This is a genomic window from Vibrio sp. HDW18 (genome assembly GCF_011306175.1).
Classification (GTDB): Bacteria; Pseudomonadota; Gammaproteobacteria; order Enterobacterales; family Vibrionaceae; genus Vibrio; species Vibrio chanodichtyis.
In genome coordinates, this window is record NZ_CP049913.1 from 1,329,385 (window position 1) to 1,346,472 (window position 17,088).

The 17,088-nt window shown below is 48.3% G+C and carries 15 protein-coding genes and 1 pseudogene; 9 read left to right on the forward strand and 7 right to left on the reverse strand.

The features are described from left to right. The first annotated feature begins 54 nt into the window (after nt 1-54). Nucleotides 55-468, forward strand: a complete 414-nt coding sequence (locus tag G7083_RS06470) for a flagellar basal body-associated protein FliL (RefSeq protein ID WP_166014046.1) — start codon at nt 55-57, stop codon at nt 466-468. 70 nt (nt 469-538) lie between these two features. Here G7083_RS06470 and glpG read toward each other — a convergent pair whose 3' ends face one another. The 3 genes and pseudogenes from glpG to G7083_RS06485 form a co-directional block, all read right to left on the reverse strand. Next, nucleotides 539-1,366: a rhomboid family intramembrane serine protease GlpG gene (gene glpG / locus G7083_RS06475; protein ID WP_166014047.1), complete on the reverse strand. Its 828-nt coding sequence runs from the start codon at nt 1,364-1,366 to the stop codon at nt 539-541. Nucleotides 1,367-1,371: 5 nt separating this feature from the next. After that, on the reverse strand, nt 1,372-1,692 hold the full coding sequence (gene glpE / locus G7083_RS06480; protein WP_166014048.1) for a thiosulfate sulfurtransferase GlpE: 321 nt from the start codon (nt 1,690-1,692) through the stop codon (nt 1,372-1,374). Nucleotides 1,693-2,169: 477 nt separating this feature from the next. Beyond that, nucleotides 2,170-2,936 (reverse strand): annotated as a pseudogene (locus G7083_RS06485) (TatD family hydrolase). A 177-nt stretch (nt 2,937-3,113) separates the two neighbouring features. On the opposite strand from G7083_RS06485, the gene hemB reads away from it, so the two are divergent. From hemB to polA, 3 genes are all read left to right on the forward strand, one after another. Further along, complete coding sequence (gene hemB / locus G7083_RS06490; RefSeq protein WP_166014049.1) at nt 3,114-4,157, forward strand: porphobilinogen synthase; 1,044 nt, start codon at nt 3,114-3,116, stop codon at nt 4,155-4,157. A 178-nt stretch (nt 4,158-4,335) separates the two neighbouring features. After that, entirely contained in the window at nt 4,336-4,773 is a 438-nt protein-coding gene (locus tag G7083_RS06495; RefSeq protein ID WP_166014050.1) for a GNAT family N-acetyltransferase, read from the forward strand. Between the two features lie 674 nt (nt 4,774-5,447). Continuing rightward, nucleotides 5,448-8,243, forward strand: a complete 2,796-nt coding sequence (gene polA / locus G7083_RS06500) for a DNA polymerase I (RefSeq protein ID WP_166014051.1) — start codon at nt 5,448-5,450, stop codon at nt 8,241-8,243. Nucleotides 8,244-9,014: 771 nt separating this feature from the next. On the opposite strand, the gene yihA is transcribed toward polA, so the two are convergent. Continuing rightward, on the reverse strand, nt 9,015-9,671 hold the full coding sequence (gene yihA / locus G7083_RS06505; protein ID WP_166014052.1) for a ribosome biogenesis GTP-binding protein YihA/YsxC: 657 nt from the start codon (nt 9,669-9,671) through the stop codon (nt 9,015-9,017). A 151-nt stretch (nt 9,672-9,822) separates the two neighbouring features. On the opposite strand from yihA, the gene G7083_RS06510 reads away from it, so the two are divergent. The 5 genes from G7083_RS06510 (at nt 9,823) to hemN (ending at nt 13,839) form a co-directional block, all read left to right on the forward strand. Next, a complete protein-coding gene (locus G7083_RS06510; protein WP_166014053.1) occupies nt 9,823-10,440 on the forward strand; it encodes a c-type cytochrome in 618 nt (205 codons plus the stop codon). A 193-nt stretch (nt 10,441-10,633) separates the two neighbouring features. Next, a complete protein-coding gene (locus tag G7083_RS06515; protein WP_166014054.1) occupies nt 10,634-11,272 on the forward strand; it encodes a class I SAM-dependent methyltransferase in 639 nt (212 codons plus the stop codon). Beyond that, on the forward strand, nt 11,272-11,814 hold the full coding sequence (gene yihI / locus G7083_RS06520) for a Der GTPase-activating protein YihI (RefSeq protein ID WP_166014055.1): 543 nt from the start codon (nt 11,272-11,274) through the stop codon (nt 11,812-11,814). Before G7083_RS06515 ends, yihI begins: the two co-directional genes overlap by 1 nt. A 9-nt stretch (nt 11,815-11,823) precedes the next feature. Continuing rightward, on the forward strand, nt 11,824-12,312 hold the full coding sequence (locus G7083_RS06525; RefSeq protein ID WP_166014056.1) for a DUF2489 domain-containing protein: 489 nt from the start codon (nt 11,824-11,826) through the stop codon (nt 12,310-12,312). Nucleotides 12,313-12,450: 138 nt separating this feature from the next. Then, nucleotides 12,451-13,839 carry an oxygen-independent coproporphyrinogen III oxidase gene (gene hemN / locus G7083_RS06530; RefSeq protein ID WP_166014057.1) on the forward strand — a complete coding sequence of 463 codons (1,389 nt, stop codon included), beginning with the start codon at nt 12,451-12,453 and terminating at the stop codon, nt 13,837-13,839. Nucleotides 13,840-13,943: 104 nt separating this feature from the next. Here the strand turns inward: hemN and G7083_RS06535 are convergent, their stop codons facing one another. From G7083_RS06535 to G7083_RS06545, 3 genes are read right to left on the reverse strand one after another with little or no spacing between them, the layout of a single operon-like run. Then, nucleotides 13,944-15,119: a heme biosynthesis HemY N-terminal domain-containing protein gene (locus G7083_RS06535; protein WP_166014058.1), complete on the reverse strand. Its 1,176-nt coding sequence runs from the start codon at nt 15,117-15,119 to the stop codon at nt 13,944-13,946. Continuing rightward, nucleotides 15,116-16,309: a uroporphyrinogen-III C-methyltransferase gene (locus G7083_RS06540; protein WP_166014059.1), complete on the reverse strand. Its 1,194-nt coding sequence runs from the start codon at nt 16,307-16,309 to the stop codon at nt 15,116-15,118. The genes G7083_RS06535 and G7083_RS06540 overlap by 4 nt, the downstream gene beginning before the upstream one ends. Next, on the reverse strand, nt 16,293-17,057 hold the full coding sequence (locus G7083_RS06545) for a uroporphyrinogen-III synthase (RefSeq protein ID WP_166014060.1): 765 nt from the start codon (nt 17,055-17,057) through the stop codon (nt 16,293-16,295). The genes G7083_RS06540 and G7083_RS06545 overlap by 17 nt, the downstream gene beginning before the upstream one ends. Between the last annotated feature and the right edge of the window lie 31 nt (nt 17,058-17,088).

Consider the following 17,088-nt stretch of genomic DNA (forward strand, 5'->3'; position numbering starts at 1 on the left):
AACAAGACTCCGCAGGTTCGAGTATGGCGAACAGAATAAAGAGCAAATACTAAGATGCCAAAACGTTACTTAATCCAAATTATGCTGGCTTTAAGCTGCATGTTGTCTTTTGTCAGTGTTGCGCAACAGAAGAGCAACACCGTCCCTCAACTTGGTTATTTCACCTTAGAGCCGGATTTGACCACCAATTTTTTTACTAAAGGCAACAAATTAGGTTATATCCAAGTCCGGATTGACATTATGGTGGCTAATGCGGCGGATTTGCCGATTATCGATCGTCATCAACCCTTGATCCGTGATGCGGTGGTAGAGCTGCTCGGTAAACAGACCGAAGATACCATTAAATCTCTGGCCGGGCGTGAAGATCTCCGTAAGTCGTTGGTGGGCCGTTTGAACAATATTTTATTACCCGAAGTCGGGCGTACCATCATCGCCGATTTGCTGTTTACCAAGTATATCTACCAATAGCCAGTCGCCGTTTTACTGGCTAGATTGGATTTTTCGCAAGCACTTTGCGGTGGGTAGCTGAGAGTTAACCCTATGCCGTGTGTTGACTCTCAAACCATGCCACAACGATGCCACTGATTAATCCGGCTAAATGGGCCGTATTGGCAATGGCGAGGAAAGGTTGCACAAATCCCAACACTAACCAAGCCAACATAAAGCCGAACAGTGGACGAGGTATTGATAAACCCAGTTGCGGTGCACGTTGGCCAATAACCCACAAATAGCCGACTAAGGCATACACTACGCCAGATAGGCCACCAAAATTGGCCCCTTCCACCCAATATTGCCCAGCACCGGAAACGATGGCGGCGATCACAAACAGTTTGATTAGCTTTAAGCTGCCAAGACGCTGCTCAATATCACCACCCAATTGCCACCACCATAGCAAATTGAAGGCAATGTGCAGCACGGAAAAATGCAGAACCGCATGACTGACCCAGCGCCAAAATTGCCACTGTTGGTTGGTTTGGGCTGGAAAGTGCAGTGCGTTAAACATTGCTTGACCGGAGCCAAAGGTTTGCAGGGTAAAGATCACCAGACACAGCGCCATGATCAATAAGGTAAAGCCGCCAGCTTTCGCTTTAATCAGGCTGAATAAATTAGGTGACACGTAAGAAAATTGCGCGCGTTGTGGATTGGCAAGTTGCCATGAAGCGGCTTGATATTTTTTCGCCGTCGGGTTGCGTAAAAAGATCTGCAATTCTGCCTGTGCTGCGGCAAAGTCTTGCTCGTGGGTCACCCATAGTGTCAAGAGACCGTTGGCCACTGGCGTGATCTGAATCTCGATGTGCTGGGCTGCCATGTAATCAATAAACGCTTGCGCAGCGCGCGGATTATGTAAGCTGATCAGTAGGTGCATGCTGGCTAACTCGCTTCGGTGGGGAGATTGGCGCGTTGCCAAGCCTCAAAACCACCATCGACGCTGTACACTTGTTCAAATCCTTGGTTGACCAGATATTGTGCCGCCCCTTGGCTGCTATTGCCGTGGTAGCACATCACTAAAATCGGTTGTTCAAACTCCACTTGTGCCATTAATTGGATCACCGATTGATTGGTCAGATGAAGAGCACTTTGCGCGTGCGCACGTTGGAAAGATTGCCCATCGCGAATATCGACCAATCGGGCTTGGCCGCGCTCAAGCATCGCTTGGGCAGCTTGAACATCAATGTGTAAAAATGCAGACATAGCCGTGCTCTCATAAACATACAAATCATGGCTTGAGTGTAACCTATTCAAGCTTGAACAAGTACTCGTCACCAGTAAGGTTATCGATGGCTGGTTAAAATCAGTGCAGTTGTGGGTAATTCTGTGGATTGCGTTGATAAAGTGGTTTTGTGGCTTTTGATCCACAACATATAGCGATGATCCTGATTTTTCTGTGAGTAAATAGAAAAGTATCCCCAGTCGATCTCGGCCAACAAAGCCTTGAAATAGGCGGTTTGATGACACGGTATAAATAAATACATCACAGACTTATCCACAGATGATTTGCGCAACAAGATCCCAATCTTCATCTGCGCAGGGATCGAGGGATCATGCGCTTAAGCTTAGGCTTGCCGTTATTATGATCTGAAAAAGTAGGATTGGGTTATTCACATCGCCACTCGTCACCGAGCATATTGCCAAGTTGAGCATCTGCCGTCGGTGACTGGTGGCTAAGTTTCATCGAGTTAAATTAAAGAGCAAGTTTGCGTTGGCGGTGGTTATTTGCTTGACCTCGGTTACGCTTAGCCCGCGTAGCTGGGCAATTTTCTCGGCAATTAAGCCTGTAAACATCGGTTCATTACGTTTACCACGGTGCGGAGCCGGCGCTAAATAAGGGCAGTCGGTTTCTAAAATTACATAATTGAGATCGAGCTGTGGGATCACTAGATCCATGCCGCTGTTTTTAAAGGTGCTCACACCGCCAATACCGAGATGAAAACCCAGATCATTGATCGCTTTTGCGTCCTCGACACTGCCGCCAAAGCAGTGAAAAACGCCGCGTAAGCGACCATCTTGTGCCTGCTTGAGCAGCGCTAAGGTTTGCGCTAGAGAATCACGGGTATGAATCACTACTGGTAAATCCCACTCTTTTGCCCAGCCGAGTTGAGTTAAAAATGCCATTTCTTGCTCGGCTTGGAAGGTTTTATCCCAATACAGATCAATACCAATTTCACCAACCGCAATAAAAGTGTGGCGAGCAAACCACTGATAAAGGGTCGCTAAAGTTTGCTGTACATTGGCATCGACATAGCAAGGGTGTAAACCGAGCATCGAATAGCAAAGATCAGGGTAGGCCTGTTCGGTGGCGAGCATTGGGGCGAGTGAGGCCAGATCGATATTCGGCATTAGAATTTTTTCCACCCCGCTTGTCGTGCACGGGAGATCATTTCATCCCGATCGTGATCAAATTCGCTGGCATAAATGTGGGCGTGGCTATCAATCATGGCTTCATTTCGAGTGCTGGGCGATGTGGCGAGTATACGTGAGTGTGAGCTCAAGGTCATTTTTGGCTTTTTGTAGGTTGAGCACTGGCATGCGAGAGAGAGAGTGATATGATTTTGCCCAACACTTCCCTCTGTGGCTGATTTTTGAGGCTCAGATAACATAAGAAGGAGAGTCGAGTGTCGGTATCCATGCAAGGTCAATTTCCCGGACGTCGTTTGCGCCGTCTGCGCAAACATGATTTTAGCCGTCGTCTGGTGGCAGAAAACCAGTTATCGGTCAGCGATCTGATTTACCCGATGTTTATTTTGATGGGTAAAGATCGTCGCGAGAAAATCGATTCGATGCCGGGCGTTGAGCGTTTGTCGATTGATTTAATGCTTGAAGAAGCGCAATACCTCGCCAATCTTGGTGTGCCAGCGATTGCGCTGTTTCCGGTGGTCAATCAAGATGCGAAAAGCTTGTGTGCCACAGAAGCCTATAATCCAGAGGGTTTAGTGCAGCGCGCGGTGCGTGCCTTGAAAGAGCATGTACCACAAATCGGTGTGATCACCGATGTCGCGTTGGATCCTTTTACCACCCACGGTCAAGACGGTATCATTGATGATCAAGGCTATGTGCTCAATGATGAAACCACCGAAGTGCTGATCAAACAAGCGTTGTCCCATGCACAGGCTGGGGCGGATGTGATTGCGCCTTCTGACATGATGGATGGCCGGATTGGGCGCATTCGTCAGGCCTTGGAAGATGCGGGCTATATCCATACCCAAATCATGGCGTATTCGGCCAAGTATGCCTCGAATTACTATGGTCCTTTCCGTGATGCGGTCGGTTCATCGGCCAATTTAAAAGGTGGTAACAAGAAAAACTACCAAATGGATCCGGCTAATTCGGACGAAGCTTTGCACGAAGTTGCACTCGATATCAGCGAAGGCGCGGATATGGTGATGGTTAAGCCGGGCATGCCCTATTTGGATGTGGTGCGCCGAGTCAAAACTGAGCTGCAAGTGCCGACTTTTGCTTACCAAGTGTCCGGTGAGTATGCGATGCATAAAGCCGCGATCCTCAACGGTTGGTTGAAAGAGCGTGAAACGGTGTTGGAATCGTTACTCTGCTTTAAACGCGCTGGTGCCGATGGCATTTTGACCTATTTTGCCAAGCAGGTTGCGGAGTGGTTAGCCGAAGAGAATGCTCAAGCAGCACAATCTCTCATCAAACAATAAAGTCTTAAATTCGGTTGTGCAAAGAGGCTTGATTTACACTTTGTATTGCACTCTTTTGCTGGCAGATTTTGATTTAAAATAGGTGTTTTAAGCGACCGATCATCAGGCTGACACAAGTCTGCCTTTTTACTGCCTGCGGCCAACTGCCGTGTCAGCGGTGACTATATAAGAGAACATTATGTTAGTAAGGGTAGGGACTTTAGCGGAGGTGGTGCAAATCGTGGCAAAAATCAGCGAATTTGCCCAGTCTGAAAATGAGCAGAGCTTACAAGCGAGATTGGCTGATAAGCCAAGTTTAGTCTTGGTGGCGCAACAACATGATCAATTAGTTGGGTTCAAAATTGGCTATGCGCTCGATAGTGAAACCTTTTATAGCTGGTTTGGTGGTGTTGCTCCTGCGGCACGAGGCTGTGGCGTGGCACAGCGCTTATTGGACGCGCAAGAGGCATGGGCAGGGCAGCAAGGCTATCAACGCATCACCGTTAAATCGCGTAACCAGTTTCCGGCGATGTTGCGTCTATTGATTAAAAATAACTATCTAATTGAAGATTATGAAAAAAAATCGCCAGTGTTAGAAAGTCGGATCCATTTTGGCAAAGTGCTTAAAAATAAATGAGATCTCTTATCATTTAGCTATTGACTATCAAATGAGAACTATTATTATTAACCATGTCTTAGGGAGCTAGCAACAGTTCACAAGGATGTTAAGTTACCCGCAATCGAGGCATCGGTGTGGCGTGATGTAACGACCGAATTGGCAGCTGTTCTTTTTGACACGACATTGCTCACATTGCTTCCAGTGTAATTTTTAGCTTATTGGTAAAGTGGATTTACAATTTAGCTTTAACCATCTTTGCTAGGCGACATCTTCCGGTGTCGCTTTTTCTTTATTCCATCGTGCCGATTTAGTTATCCACTGACCTCGGTTATTTCTCGCGCATCAAGTGGACAAATGAGTGTTTGAGTGACAATCATCCACCGTAGTTTATTGGTGTGAAATGGTATGAGCAAAAGGGCAGCGAGTGTCTTTTCCACAATTGATGATCTGAAAAAGATCATTTCCCGCGTGGCTGATCCATTTTTTTATTGTTTAAAAACATTTAGTTGTATTTTATTTGCACGCGGTTTTTGGCGATTTTCAATCGACATGAAAAATTCTATAAACAGACTTATCCACAGAGTGTCCGGCGAGAGTACAACCGAGAATATCCCCAGAATTAATCAAAAATGGTATCCAAACAGCAGTCGTGGCATCCTAGACGCATTTACTCACGTTTGGATAATCCTTCTATGGCTCGTATACCTGACAATCCGCTGATTTTGATCGACGGTTCCTCTTACCTCTATCGTGCATTTCATGCTTACCCGGGCACCATGAGTAATGGTGAGATCCCAACGAATGCCATTTACGGGGTGGTAAACATGATCCGTAGTATGATGCGCCAGTTTGCATCTGATCGCATGGCGGTGATTTTTGATGCCAAAGGTAAAACCTTTCGTGATGATTTGTATGACCAATATAAGGCCAATCGTCCGCCGATGCCCGATGAGCTACGTTGTCAGGTTGAGCCCCTGCATCAAGTCATTCGTGCGATGGGCTTACCACTGATCGCGATTGAAGGTGTTGAGGCTGATGATGTGATCGGCACGTTAGCCCGACAAGCCTCACAAGCGGGGATGCCAGTGTTGATCAGTACTGGCGATAAAGATATGGCGCAACTGGTGGATGATAACGTCACCCTGATCAACACTATGACCAATGTAGTGCTGGATCGTGATGGCGTGATTGAAAAATTCGGCATTCCACCAGAATTGATCATTGATTACCTCGCACTGATGGGCGACAAAGTCGATAACATTCCCGGTGTGCCTGGGGTGGGGGATAAGACGGCGACCGCGCTTTTACAAGGCATTGGTGGTTTAGAGGCCCTGTATGCCAACTTAGATCAGATTGCCGGATTAGGTTTTCGCGGTTCAAAAACCATGGCGCAAAAACTGCAAGAAAACCGTGACAATGCCGAGCTCTCTTATCAACTGGCGACCATCAAATGTGATGTCGAGCTTGAGGAATCTGCGCAAACTCTGCTAAAGCAAACGCCAGATCGTGATGCCTTGATCGCTCTTTATGGACAAATGGCCTTTAAAGCTTGGTTGAGTGAGCTGCTTGATGGTGGTACAGGGATCGTTGTTGCCGATGAGCAAAACCGAGCGGCGAGTGCCAGTGCGCTAAGCGGTGTGGCGGCGCTGGTTGAAAGTCCAGCGGTACACATCGACCGTAGCCAGTATCAAACCATCCTCAATGAGCAAGATTTCCAGCATTGGCTAGCAAAGTTACAACAAGCTGAGCTGTTTGCCTTTGATACCGAAACCGACAGCCTCGATTATATGGTGGCTAACTTAGTCGGGATGTCGTTTGCGGTCGCAGAAGGTGAGGCGGCTTATCTACCTGTCGCGCACGATTATCTGGATGCGCCGCAGCAGTTGGATCGCGCTTGGGTAATCGCCCAACTGAAACCGTTGCTCGAAGATGCTAATAAAGCCAAAGTTGGCCAAAACCTCAAATACGATGCGAGTGTGATGGCTCGTTACGGCGTTGAGCTGCGCGGTATTCACCACGATACTATGTTGCAATCCTACGTGTATAACAGCGTGGGCGGCAAACATGATATGGATAGTTTAGCGCTGCGCTTTTTACAGCACAGCTGTATCTCGTTTGAACAGGTGGCGGGTAAAGGCAAGAACCAACTCACCTTTAATCAAATTGCTTTACCAGAAGCTGCGCAGTATGCCGCGGAAGATGCCGATGTGACTTTGCGTTTGCATAAGCGTATTAACTCGTTGATTGAACAAGACGCTAAGCTTGCCCAAGTGTATCGCGAAATCGAAATGCCGTTGGTGCCAGTATTGTCACGCATTGAGCGCACTGGGGTGATGATTGATGAGATGTTGCTCAGCGCTCAATCGCAAGAAATTGCGCTACGTCTCGATGAGTTAGAACAACAAGCGTATCAACTGGCTGATCAGCCATTCAACCTCAGCTCCCCCAAGCAACTGCAAACCATCTTATTTGAACAGATGAAGTTGCCTGTGCTGCAAAAAACGCCGTCCGGTACCCCTTCTACTAATGAAGAGGTGCTGCAAGAGTTGGCGCTCGATTACCCACTGCCGAAAGTGCTGATTGAGTACCGCGGTTTGGCCAAGCTCAAATCGACCTATACCGATAAGCTGCCGAAGATGATCAACCCAAGTACTGGGCGCGTGCATACTTCCTACCATCAAGCGGTGACCGCGACCGGGCGTCTTTCTTCGACGGATCCCAATTTACAGAATATTCCCGTGCGTAATGAGCAAGGACGCCGCATTCGCCAAGCGTTTGTTGCTCCCCATGGTTGGAAAATCATGGCGGTCGACTACTCGCAAATCGAGCTGCGCATCATGGCGCATCTGTCGGGCGATCAAGCGTTACTCAACGCCTTCCGCTCTGGGCTAGATATTCATGCTGCCACCGCAGCGGAAATCATTGGCGTGCCGATTGATCAAGTGAGCAGCGAACAGCGCCGCCGCGCCAAAGCGGTCAACTTTGGTTTGATTTACGGAATGAGCGCCTTTGGGCTGGCGAAACAGCTGGGCATTGCGCGCAGTGAAGCACAGCAGTACATGGATAAATATTTCGAACGTTATCCGGGTGTGATGCAGTATATGGAAGAGACACGTCGCCGCGCGGCCGAGCAGGGTTATGTTGAAACCATTTTCGGTCGCCGTTTACACCTGCCAGAAATTACTTCTCGTAATGCCATGCGGCGGAAAGCGGCTGAGCGTGCGGCGATCAATGCGCCGATGCAAGGCACCGCAGCCGACATCATTAAAAAAGCCATGCTGTTAGTTGCCGAGTGGATTGAGCAACAAGGCGCAGGGCGGGTCAAATTACTGATGCAAGTGCACGATGAATTGGTATTTGAGGTTGAAGAGTCATCTTTATCCGAAATTGAAAGTAAAGTACAACAATTGATGGAAGCGGCGGCGGATCTGGATGTGCCTCTCGTTGCTGATGCTGGGCATGGTGATAACTGGGATCAAGCCCACTAGCTTAAACTATCAGCAAAAAATAGCGATTACCTCAGCCAGTGCCAGCTCGCTGGCTTTTTTTTGTACTGAAAAAATCATACTGAGTTCAGATTGTTATGTTGCTTAATGAAAAATTCATGAAAATTAACTACAAAAAATATTTTCAATCCTGATCAATTGTTGTACATTAACTCGCGTAGGGTACAGAGGTAAGATGTTCTATCTTTCAGACCTTTTGTTTCACGTTATTGGATTAGGCTGATTCAGCCGCCCCAGTCACCATTTGACTGGGGCGTTTTTTATTGGGCGCAATTTAACTTTTATAGCCCCTAGTTGGCTGGCTTTACGGCAGCATTTGGCGTGCTCTGCAATCTTGGGGTAAGTGCTGGCGAGGCCATCATCTCAGGTCGATTGTGTAATTAAACACCATTCACACTTTGATTATTTCTAAATAGAAATCAAGTCCCCCAAAACGCGATAATTATCCAGGATTTTTAATTCATTCTATTGAATATCAATAAGATTATTTTTTTGAACGCTAGTTTTAATTCGATGGATGCTGACTTGAAAAACGCAGATTTTTGCGGAATGCTTGGCAGATAATAATAACGATTGTTTTCTCTCCCGTTGCCCCACCAAGCTGGTGGGGACTTTATTTTTTGTTTGCGAGTCTGGGTGATGGCGCGGTTATCGCTGGTGTCTGTTGCCAAAACCATCGCGATCAAAATTTAATCTTGCCGAGATAAAAAACCTCGCGACGGCGAGGTTAATCATGGGTTGGCAGTTCACTTATTACTCGCTTGGCGCAGACGGCTCATCTTGTGGCATAGGCGCTAGAGCGGCCAACATCGGCGCGTACCATTGATCGAGTTTGGCGCGCAGTACATCGACTCCAATTCCATTTAATGACGAGAAAGCATCGACCTGCACATCGCCACCTAATTTAGCCGCATCTTCACGCACTTTCTGCACTTGCGCTTTGCGTGCGCCACTTTTTAGTTTATCGGCTTTGGTCAGCATCACTTGTACTGGAATACCGCACTCAATGGCCCAGACGATCAGTTGCTGATCGAGATCTTTCATTGGATGGCGAATATCCATCAGCACCACTAGGCCTTTTAGGCAGCGGCGTTTTTGCAAATATTCACCCAGCGCTCGTTGCCATTTGAGTTTCATCTCTAGCGGAACTTGTGCAAAACCATAGCCCGGTAAATCAACAATATGGCAACCTTCAGTGACTTTAAACAGGTTAATCAACTGAGTCCGACCTGGAGTTTTACTGGTTTTCGCCAAGTTTTTCTGATTGGTCAGGCGATTGAGGGAACTTGACTTACCAGCATTCGAGCGTCCTGCAAACGCAATTTCGATACCTTCATCTTCAGGAAGATGGCGAATATCTGGCGCACTGGTAATGAAATGCGTGTTTTGGTAATGAATTTTTACGCTCACTATGTTAACTCCATCTCGACTTTGTGTAGTCGATTAATTACTTTTTTGTGAAATTGTGTAAAATAACTGTGCTTAGCATGTGGTCGCCGATTATACCATGAGAGGTGGCCCTGAGTGGTATTGGAAGCTTGATAATTATAAATGGAATGTCATGAATAAATTAGCCCTCATTATAATGGTTTTCGCCAGCGGCTCGGTGTGGGCTCAAGCGGATATCGAAGCGGGTAAAGCGAAATCGATCACCTGTGCCGCCTGTCATGGTAGTGATGGTAATAGCCAACTCACCAACTATCCCAAATTGGCTGGCCAGCATCAAAAATACCTGTATAAACAACTTACCGATCTCAAGCTTGGGGCAAGCAGTGGCGGCCAACAAGGTCGCTACGATCCGGTGATGAGTGCAATGGCAATGCCACTGAACGAGCAAGATATCGCTGATTTAGCCGCTTATTTCTCTTCCTTACCCATTTCATCGAACACCACGCCGCCAGAGGTGGTTGAACAAGGCCGAGTGCTGTATAGCGCCGGTGATGCGTCACGCAGTTTAACGGCTTGTATCGCGTGCCATGGTCCGCGTGGCAATGGTAGTGAGCTCTCTGGGTTTCCCAAAATTTCCGGTCAACACGCCGACTATATTAAGGCTCAGTTACAGAAATTTCGTGCCAGCACGCGCAGTAATGACATGAATGAGATGATGCGTGACATTGCACATAAACTGACCGATGCGGATATCGATACTCTGTCGCAATACGTTGGTGGCTTGCACTGATCCGCGTCTAGCGCCGATTGAGTCGCGCCAGTCAAAAATAAGGTCGGCACTTTTGCCGGTTAAGTGGTCGCGAGCGACTTATTCGGCGAGTGTATGCGGTATTTTTTGGTTAGGTTGATGAGAAAATCGCCTTTTATACTCCACTCTATGGGCAGTTTCTGGTATGTTGCGCATCCCGTTGGAGGAGGTCAGCATGCATTCATGCCCGTTATGTCACAGTGAAAACAGCCAAGCTTATTTTAGCGATCCGCAGCGCCGCTATTTTCAATGTCAACAGTGTGCGCTGGTGTATGTCGATCCTGCGCAGCGGTTAAGTGCCGATCGTGAAAAAAGCTTCTATGATTTACATCAGAATACGCCAACCGATTTAGGTTATCGGCGTTTTTTGTCACGCGTTGCCGCGCCAATGCTGGAGCGAGTCCCTCCCCAATCGGAAGGGTTAGATTTTGGCTGTGGCCCGGGTCCAACCTTATCCTTGATGTTAGAAGAGGCCGGCCATCGCATCGCGCTGTACGACATTTTCTATCATCCTGATACGGCGGTGTTGCACCGCCAATATGATTTTATGACTGCGACCGAGGTGATTGAGCATCTGCATGATCCGCACCGCGTGTGGCAGCAATGGTTAAATTTAGTTAAGCCAGGCGGTTGGATTGGTCTGATGACGAAAATGGTCAAAGACTTAGACGCATTTGCTGGTTGGCACTATAAAAATGATCTCACCCATGTGATCTTTTTTAGTCGTGCCACGTTTCAGTATCTGGCCGAGCGGGATAAGCTCGAACTTGAATTTATTGGTAATGATGTAATTTTACTGAGGAAAGCCCAGTAATGAGCCGTTCAAAGAAATCGAGAAAACCGGGTACCAACAGTAACGATCAACTGGTGGTAATGCGCACACGTAGCGAATCCGAATTGGAAAGCCGCCTGCGTAAAAAAATGAAAAAACGTAAAGGCTTAAAGTCTGGTAGCCGCCATTCTGAAGGCAGTGAAAGCCAGATGCGTCAAGCGGCGCAGCAGCGCGATCCACGTTTAGGCAGTCAGAAAAAAATTCCATTGATTGTGCAAGCGCCGAAAAAGCTCAATAAGCAAGAGCGCAAATTGGCGGCAGAGCAAGAGCTGGCATTATTAGAAAAAGATGCACAACTTAACGTACTGCTCGACCGGCTTGATAATGGCGAAAAATTGGGTACCGGTTTGCAGAAATATGTGGATGAGAAACTCGATCGGATTGAAATGCTGATGGATCAACTCGGTCTGCTCGATGATGAACCGGCGCCCGCTCCGGTTGTGCAACCAAGCAAAAAGCATAAAACGGAAGATGATCTGCTGGCCGAGTTTGAACAACTGGACGTTGATAAATACCAAGACTAAGGAGCGCTGATGAACGCAATGCTACTGGTTAGCGTCGCGGGCGCAATTGTGGTGGCGCTCGCCAGTTACGCAGCTTATTTGCTATGGCAGGTGAAGGTACAGCAAACTTTGCAGCGCCAACATCAACAGCTAGCGATTGACAAGCGTAATGCCAATATTTTTGACAGTGTAGTTATTCTCTGCTCTGCCGGAATGCAAGGTCAGTGTGATTTGTCGGAAGTCAGCATCCGTATTTACAGCATGATGAATTATGTGCAAGGCGAATCGCGAGTTGATGTTGAACAAGATTATCCGGCGCTGAGTGAGCTGTATCATTTGGTCAAAGAGATGCCACGCGGCGAAGCGCGTCAGCAGTTGCCCAAGCCTCAGCGGATGCAACACAATCTGGCGCGTAAAAAGGCGGAAAGTCGTTTGCAGGATGCGATCATCGCAGAGCTTGGCGCTCTCAAACAGCGCATTCAGCCGCTGAATAAACAAATCTTGGTGCAGATGGTGTGAAACTAACCCTAAAGGGTGAGTGATCGCGCTAGCAGAATCGGATATTTTGTTAGCAAATCTTATTGTGTCACCCGGCGTCGAGCGAGGTCGTGTGGCACAATAATCGGCCAACCATTGAGCAAAACGGAACGTTTCACTATGTCGTCGTATGTCGTACCCAGCCAACAGATCGTATGGGATCAGGCTATTTTGGATAAGTACAACTACTCCGGTCCACGCTACACATCATACCCGACGGCGGTTGAGTTTCACGAAGCTTTTACCATCGCTGATTTTGATATGGCTTGTACTCAGTACCCTGAGCGGCCATTGTCGTTATATATTCATATCCCGTTTTGCCATCAGCTCTGCTATTACTGTGGTTGCAATAAGGTGATCACCCGTCATTCGCACAAAGCGGATCAATATCTTGATGCGTTGGAGCAGGAGATTCGCCAGCGCGCCTCTTTGTTGCAGGATCGCAACGTGACTCAACTGCATTTTGGTGGTGGTACACCAACTTTCTTAACTCACTCGCAAATCAGTCGTTTGATGACGCTGCTACGCAGCGAATTTCATTTTGCTGAGCAGGCCGAGATCAGCATTGAAATCGATCCGCGAGAGATTGAATTAGAGGTGTTGGATCACCTACGTCAAGAAGGCTTTAATCGAGTCAGTATTGGGGTGCAAGATTTTGATAAACAAGTGCAAAAGCTGGTTAACCGTGAGCAAGATGAGCAGTTCATTTTTGCCTTAGTCGAGCGAGCTAAACAGTTAGGTTTTCACTCGACCAATCTGGATTTGATTTATGGCTTACCGCTGCAAACCGCGGCCAGTTTTGCCAAGACACTACAGCAAGTATTGACTATGCGCCCGGGGCGTTTGTCGGTCTTTAACTATGCACATATGCCGCAACTGTTTGCGGCGCAGCGTAAAATTAAAGAGATCGATTTGCCCGCAGCGCAAGAGAAGCTGGCGATTTTGCAGCAGACGATTGCTACTTTGACCGATGCTGGCTATCAGTTCATTGGTATGGACCATTTTGCCCTGCCAGATGATGAATTGGCCATTGCTCAGCGTAATGGCATTTTGCACCGCAATTTTCAGGGCTATACCACTCAAGGCGAGTGTGATTTAGTCGGTTTTGGTGTTTCGGCGATCTCCATGGTTGGTGACGTTTATGCTCAGAACCAAAAAGAGCTGAAAAAATACTACGCACAAGTGGATGAAATGCGCCACGCGCTGTGGAAAGGAGTGGCTCTCGATCAGGATGATTTACTGCGTCGTGAAGTGATTAAGCAGCTGATTTGTAACTTTAAGCTGGATAAAACTGCGCTTGAGCGTCAGTTTAATCTGCGTTTCAACCACTATTTTCGACAAGATTTGGCACTGTTGCAGACCTTTATTGACGATCAATTAGTGACGGTGGATGAACAGATGATTGAAGTGACGCTGCGCGGGCGTTTACTGATCCGTAATATCTGCATGTGTTTTGATAAATATCTGCGTGAACGGGCACGGCAGCAGCAGTTTTCACGGGTGATTTAACCCTCTATCCATCGCTTTATTCTCTTCACTAATCTCTCATAACTATTCAGGCCACGGAATACCGTGGCCTGAATAGTTTTAACTCACGTTATCTTGAACTTAAGCTATTTGAGCAAAGAAAGCGCCTTGCGTGCCACATCATGTGCGGCGCGGGTTAACGTTTGTTGATCCAATGCTTCTGCCAAATAAGCGTAGTCGGAGACATCGGAGCGTAGTGATAGCGCTTGCTCCAGATGGTGCTGTGCATCAGCCCACTGTGCTTCACGCAAATACAGCTGGCCAAGTGCGCTGTGTGCTGGCGCATTATGCTGATCACGCTGTAGAGTCTGTTGCAATAAGCGGATCAGCGGCTGGCGATCGCTAAGATTGAGTTGTGGCAGCAGCGCATACAGCGCTGGCAGGTTGTGTTTATTCAAACATGGTTTGAGTATTGAAAATGCTTGTTCATCCGCTTGATACTGAATGAACAGGGGGATCACGCTCGCGAGCAGATCGGGGTCAGTTTTAAGCTTACTGGGCATTTTCGACCAATATTGTACTAACCCGTCATGACCTTGTTGGCTGGCCACTTCATGCACCATTGCCGCTTGTGCGGTCTGTTCGAGTTGCTGCGCTTCGGCGTTAGTGATGAGCTTGGCTTTGGTTAATTGGGGGAGCAGATCGAGCTGTGCTTGCCACTTCGCTAACGCTTGATAGCATTGTTGCAGTAGGCGAAGGCGCAGAGGATGTTGCGAGTAACTCTGCTCTAGCTGCGTTAATGTGTTGAGGGCGGCGGCGTGATCCCCCTCGCTGATTTGCTGTTTAGCGCGGGTTAGCTCAACGGCCAAGGTGGCATGTGGTTGCTTGGCCGCCAGCGCTAAATAGTGATCGCGTTTGCTATGATTGCCCATCCCATGAGCGGCCTCGGCTGCGGTCAGATAGCACAGCAGTGGCATATCATGATAATTGGCCCAGCGTGTCGCTTTTTTTTCCGCTTGTGCCCAGTCACCTTCCAGCAATTTAATGATGGCTTGATTGGTGTAGCGACGTGAATGACGCTGTTTACGCACGCTAAACCAGTTCCAAGTATAAAAACCGGTACGCAGAATTTTTTTCACCGCCCATTCGAGCGCAAATAGCCCAGCTAAAGCGGCAATGATAAAAATCACTAATGTGGTGACGCTCATTTCGAGTGTGTGATTGGCAATCGAGATCAGCACATAGCCTTGTTGACCGGTGTATTGAGTGCCAACAAACAGGCCAAGACCCAATACCGCAAACAGAAAAATTAGACGGATCATGGTTGCTGCTCCGTTGTCAGTGGCGTGACGCTACGACGCAGGCGTTGGTTGATCGCTTCGCTGAGTGGTTGCTGACTTTGTAGTTTGATCGGGTATTCGACTTGCACTTGCAGTTTAGCCAGTTGTTCTAATGTGCTATTGAAAGCTTGTAGCGCAGGATCTTCAGCATTAAAGAAAGCGCTCGACCATTGCGCAGCCGTGGTCAGTGAGGTGTGGTAAATCACCTGTTGCTGAGCGTAAACCGCTTTGATTGCGGTCTCTAATTTCGCTTTTAGATTCTCTTGTAAGTAGAAGTGTTGGCTAGGGGCCAGTAATGGGATCGCATTGCCATCACGGGAACGAAAAGTAATAAAATGGCCAGCAAACGCGGTGAGTGAGCGACGCAGATTGGTTTGCCAATCGGTAATATCCTCTGACACCGCTTGGCTTGCGAGAGGTGGTTGTTCGGTGGGTAACATCGCATTGGCCAACGGTAAGCTCGCCACTTGTTGCTGTAAACTGATCAGGCGTAACACTAAGCCATCGCGGTCAATGATGGGGATTGATTTGAGCGTGGTAATGTCATTTGCAAACGCTTTGCGCAGTGGGGTGAGGCTTGGATCATTGAGGGTGGCGATCCGTTGGTCAGCGGTTTGCATTAATTGAGTCGCGCTTGTGACGTCCTGTTCGATAAACAGTTTACGCCCGGCCAGTTTGACCAAATAGTCGGCCTCGGCGAGTAACCAATCATTGGGACGGCGGCCCTGAATATCGGCTAAGGTAAGCTGCAAGCTGGCCAGACTTTGCTGTTGTTGCTTGAGCTCAGTTTCGGTGCGCTGAGCAAGGGTTGTGGTTTGCGAGGTTGTACGGGCCTGCGTTTGTTCAAGTTCAGCGGTGAGATCGGATCGCGTTTGCTGCAGCTCTGTGCGTAAGGCTTGTAACTCACTTTGCCATTTGCTGGTTTGCTGCTGGTGCAAATACGCAAGGCCAGCGCCTAGAGCCAACACCAACACTAAGGCGAGACTGGCCAGCTTTTTACCGGATTGGTTTGCTGGCGGAGGGGTTACTTTAGTTGGATTTGGCGGCGCGGCTTTCGCGCTGGTCGGTTTGGTTGCGGTATCACTCGCACTACTGGCGGTACTTGAGGCCGGAGTGGGTGGCTTAGGGTTAGTGGTTTCAGGTTCTTGTTGCGGTTTATGCTGGTCGGTCATTGCTCAGAGTTCCTGTTGCTTGGGGCATGAGTGCCGCCACGAAATCTTGATTGCTCGCGCTGGCGGCGATCACAATCTGATCAAATCCTAGCTTAGCGGCGTGGGCCGCAATTCGTTGACTGGGGACAAATAGCCTGAGGGCTTGCGCCCATATCAGGCTTAATCCATCCAGTTGGCCAATAAAAAAATCCAGTTGTTCAGCACTGGTGATCACTAGTGAGCTTACTTGGGCCTGCTGCCATTGTGCAACCTGTTCACTGGCACAAAACCTCACTTGCTCACGGCAGTAAGCCTCTTGATAGTCAACCTTGGCTCCTCGATCGGTTAAGGTGGAATGGATCAGTTCGCGCCCACCGTTGCCGCGTAAAATCACAATGTGATTGCCGGCCACCTGCTGCAATCCATTGAGTGCCAGTAGATGTTCACTGTCGCTAATCGAGGGATAGTCTACTGATTGCTGGCACGCTTTGCTGAGAACATGCGCGGTTTTTTGACCAACGGCAAGATAAAGCGGCCGGGTCGGCCAGTTGTGGTGCAGACGTTGTAGCCACTGGTGGCTAAAATGAACCGCGTGTTGGCTGACAGCGATAATGATGTCACAGGATGCGAAATGATCGGTCAGGGTAACCAGTTGCGGGCTAGCTGAGAGCGTGATCAGAGGATGCTGCACAGCGGCAATGCCCTGCTGGTGTAGCCGTTGGCACAACTCTGCACCTTGCTCTGCCGGACGAGTGACCAATACTGTCATAGCACCCTCAATTGGTTAGCGATGTTCGCGG

Bases quoted from the DNA above. Each gene is read 5' to 3' on its own strand.
- G7083_RS06470 (WP_166014046.1), top strand. From the start codon at position 55: ATGCCAAAACGTTACTTAATCCAAATTATGCTGGCTTTAAGCTGCATG.
- glpG (WP_166014047.1), bottom strand. From the start codon at position 1,366: ATGCACCTACTGATCAGCTTACATAATCCGCGCGCTGCGCAAGCGTTT.
- glpE (WP_166014048.1), bottom strand. From the start codon at position 1,692: ATGTCTGCATTTTTACACATTGATGTTCAAGCTGCCCAAGCGATGCTT.
- G7083_RS06495 (WP_166014050.1), top strand. From the start codon at position 4,336: ATGTTAGTAAGGGTAGGGACTTTAGCGGAGGTGGTGCAAATCGTGGCA.
- polA (WP_166014051.1), top strand. From the start codon at position 5,448: ATGGCTCGTATACCTGACAATCCGCTGATTTTGATCGACGGTTCCTCT.
- G7083_RS06510 (WP_166014053.1), top strand. From the start codon at position 9,823: ATGAATAAATTAGCCCTCATTATAATGGTTTTCGCCAGCGGCTCGGTG.
- G7083_RS06515 (WP_166014054.1), top strand. From the start codon at position 10,634: ATGCATTCATGCCCGTTATGTCACAGTGAAAACAGCCAAGCTTATTTT.
- yihI (WP_166014055.1), top strand. From the start codon at position 11,272: ATGAGCCGTTCAAAGAAATCGAGAAAACCGGGTACCAACAGTAACGAT.
- G7083_RS06525 (WP_166014056.1), top strand. From the start codon at position 11,824: ATGAACGCAATGCTACTGGTTAGCGTCGCGGGCGCAATTGTGGTGGCG.
- hemN (WP_166014057.1), top strand. From the start codon at position 12,451: ATGTCGTCGTATGTCGTACCCAGCCAACAGATCGTATGGGATCAGGCT.
- G7083_RS06535 (WP_166014058.1), bottom strand. From the start codon at position 15,119: ATGATCCGTCTAATTTTTCTGTTTGCGGTATTGGGTCTTGGCCTGTTT.
- G7083_RS06540 (WP_166014059.1), bottom strand. From the start codon at position 16,309: ATGACCGACCAGCATAAACCGCAACAAGAACCTGAAACCACTAACCCT.
- G7083_RS06545 (WP_166014060.1), bottom strand. From the start codon at position 17,057: ATGACAGTATTGGTCACTCGTCCGGCAGAGCAAGGTGCAGAGTTGTGC.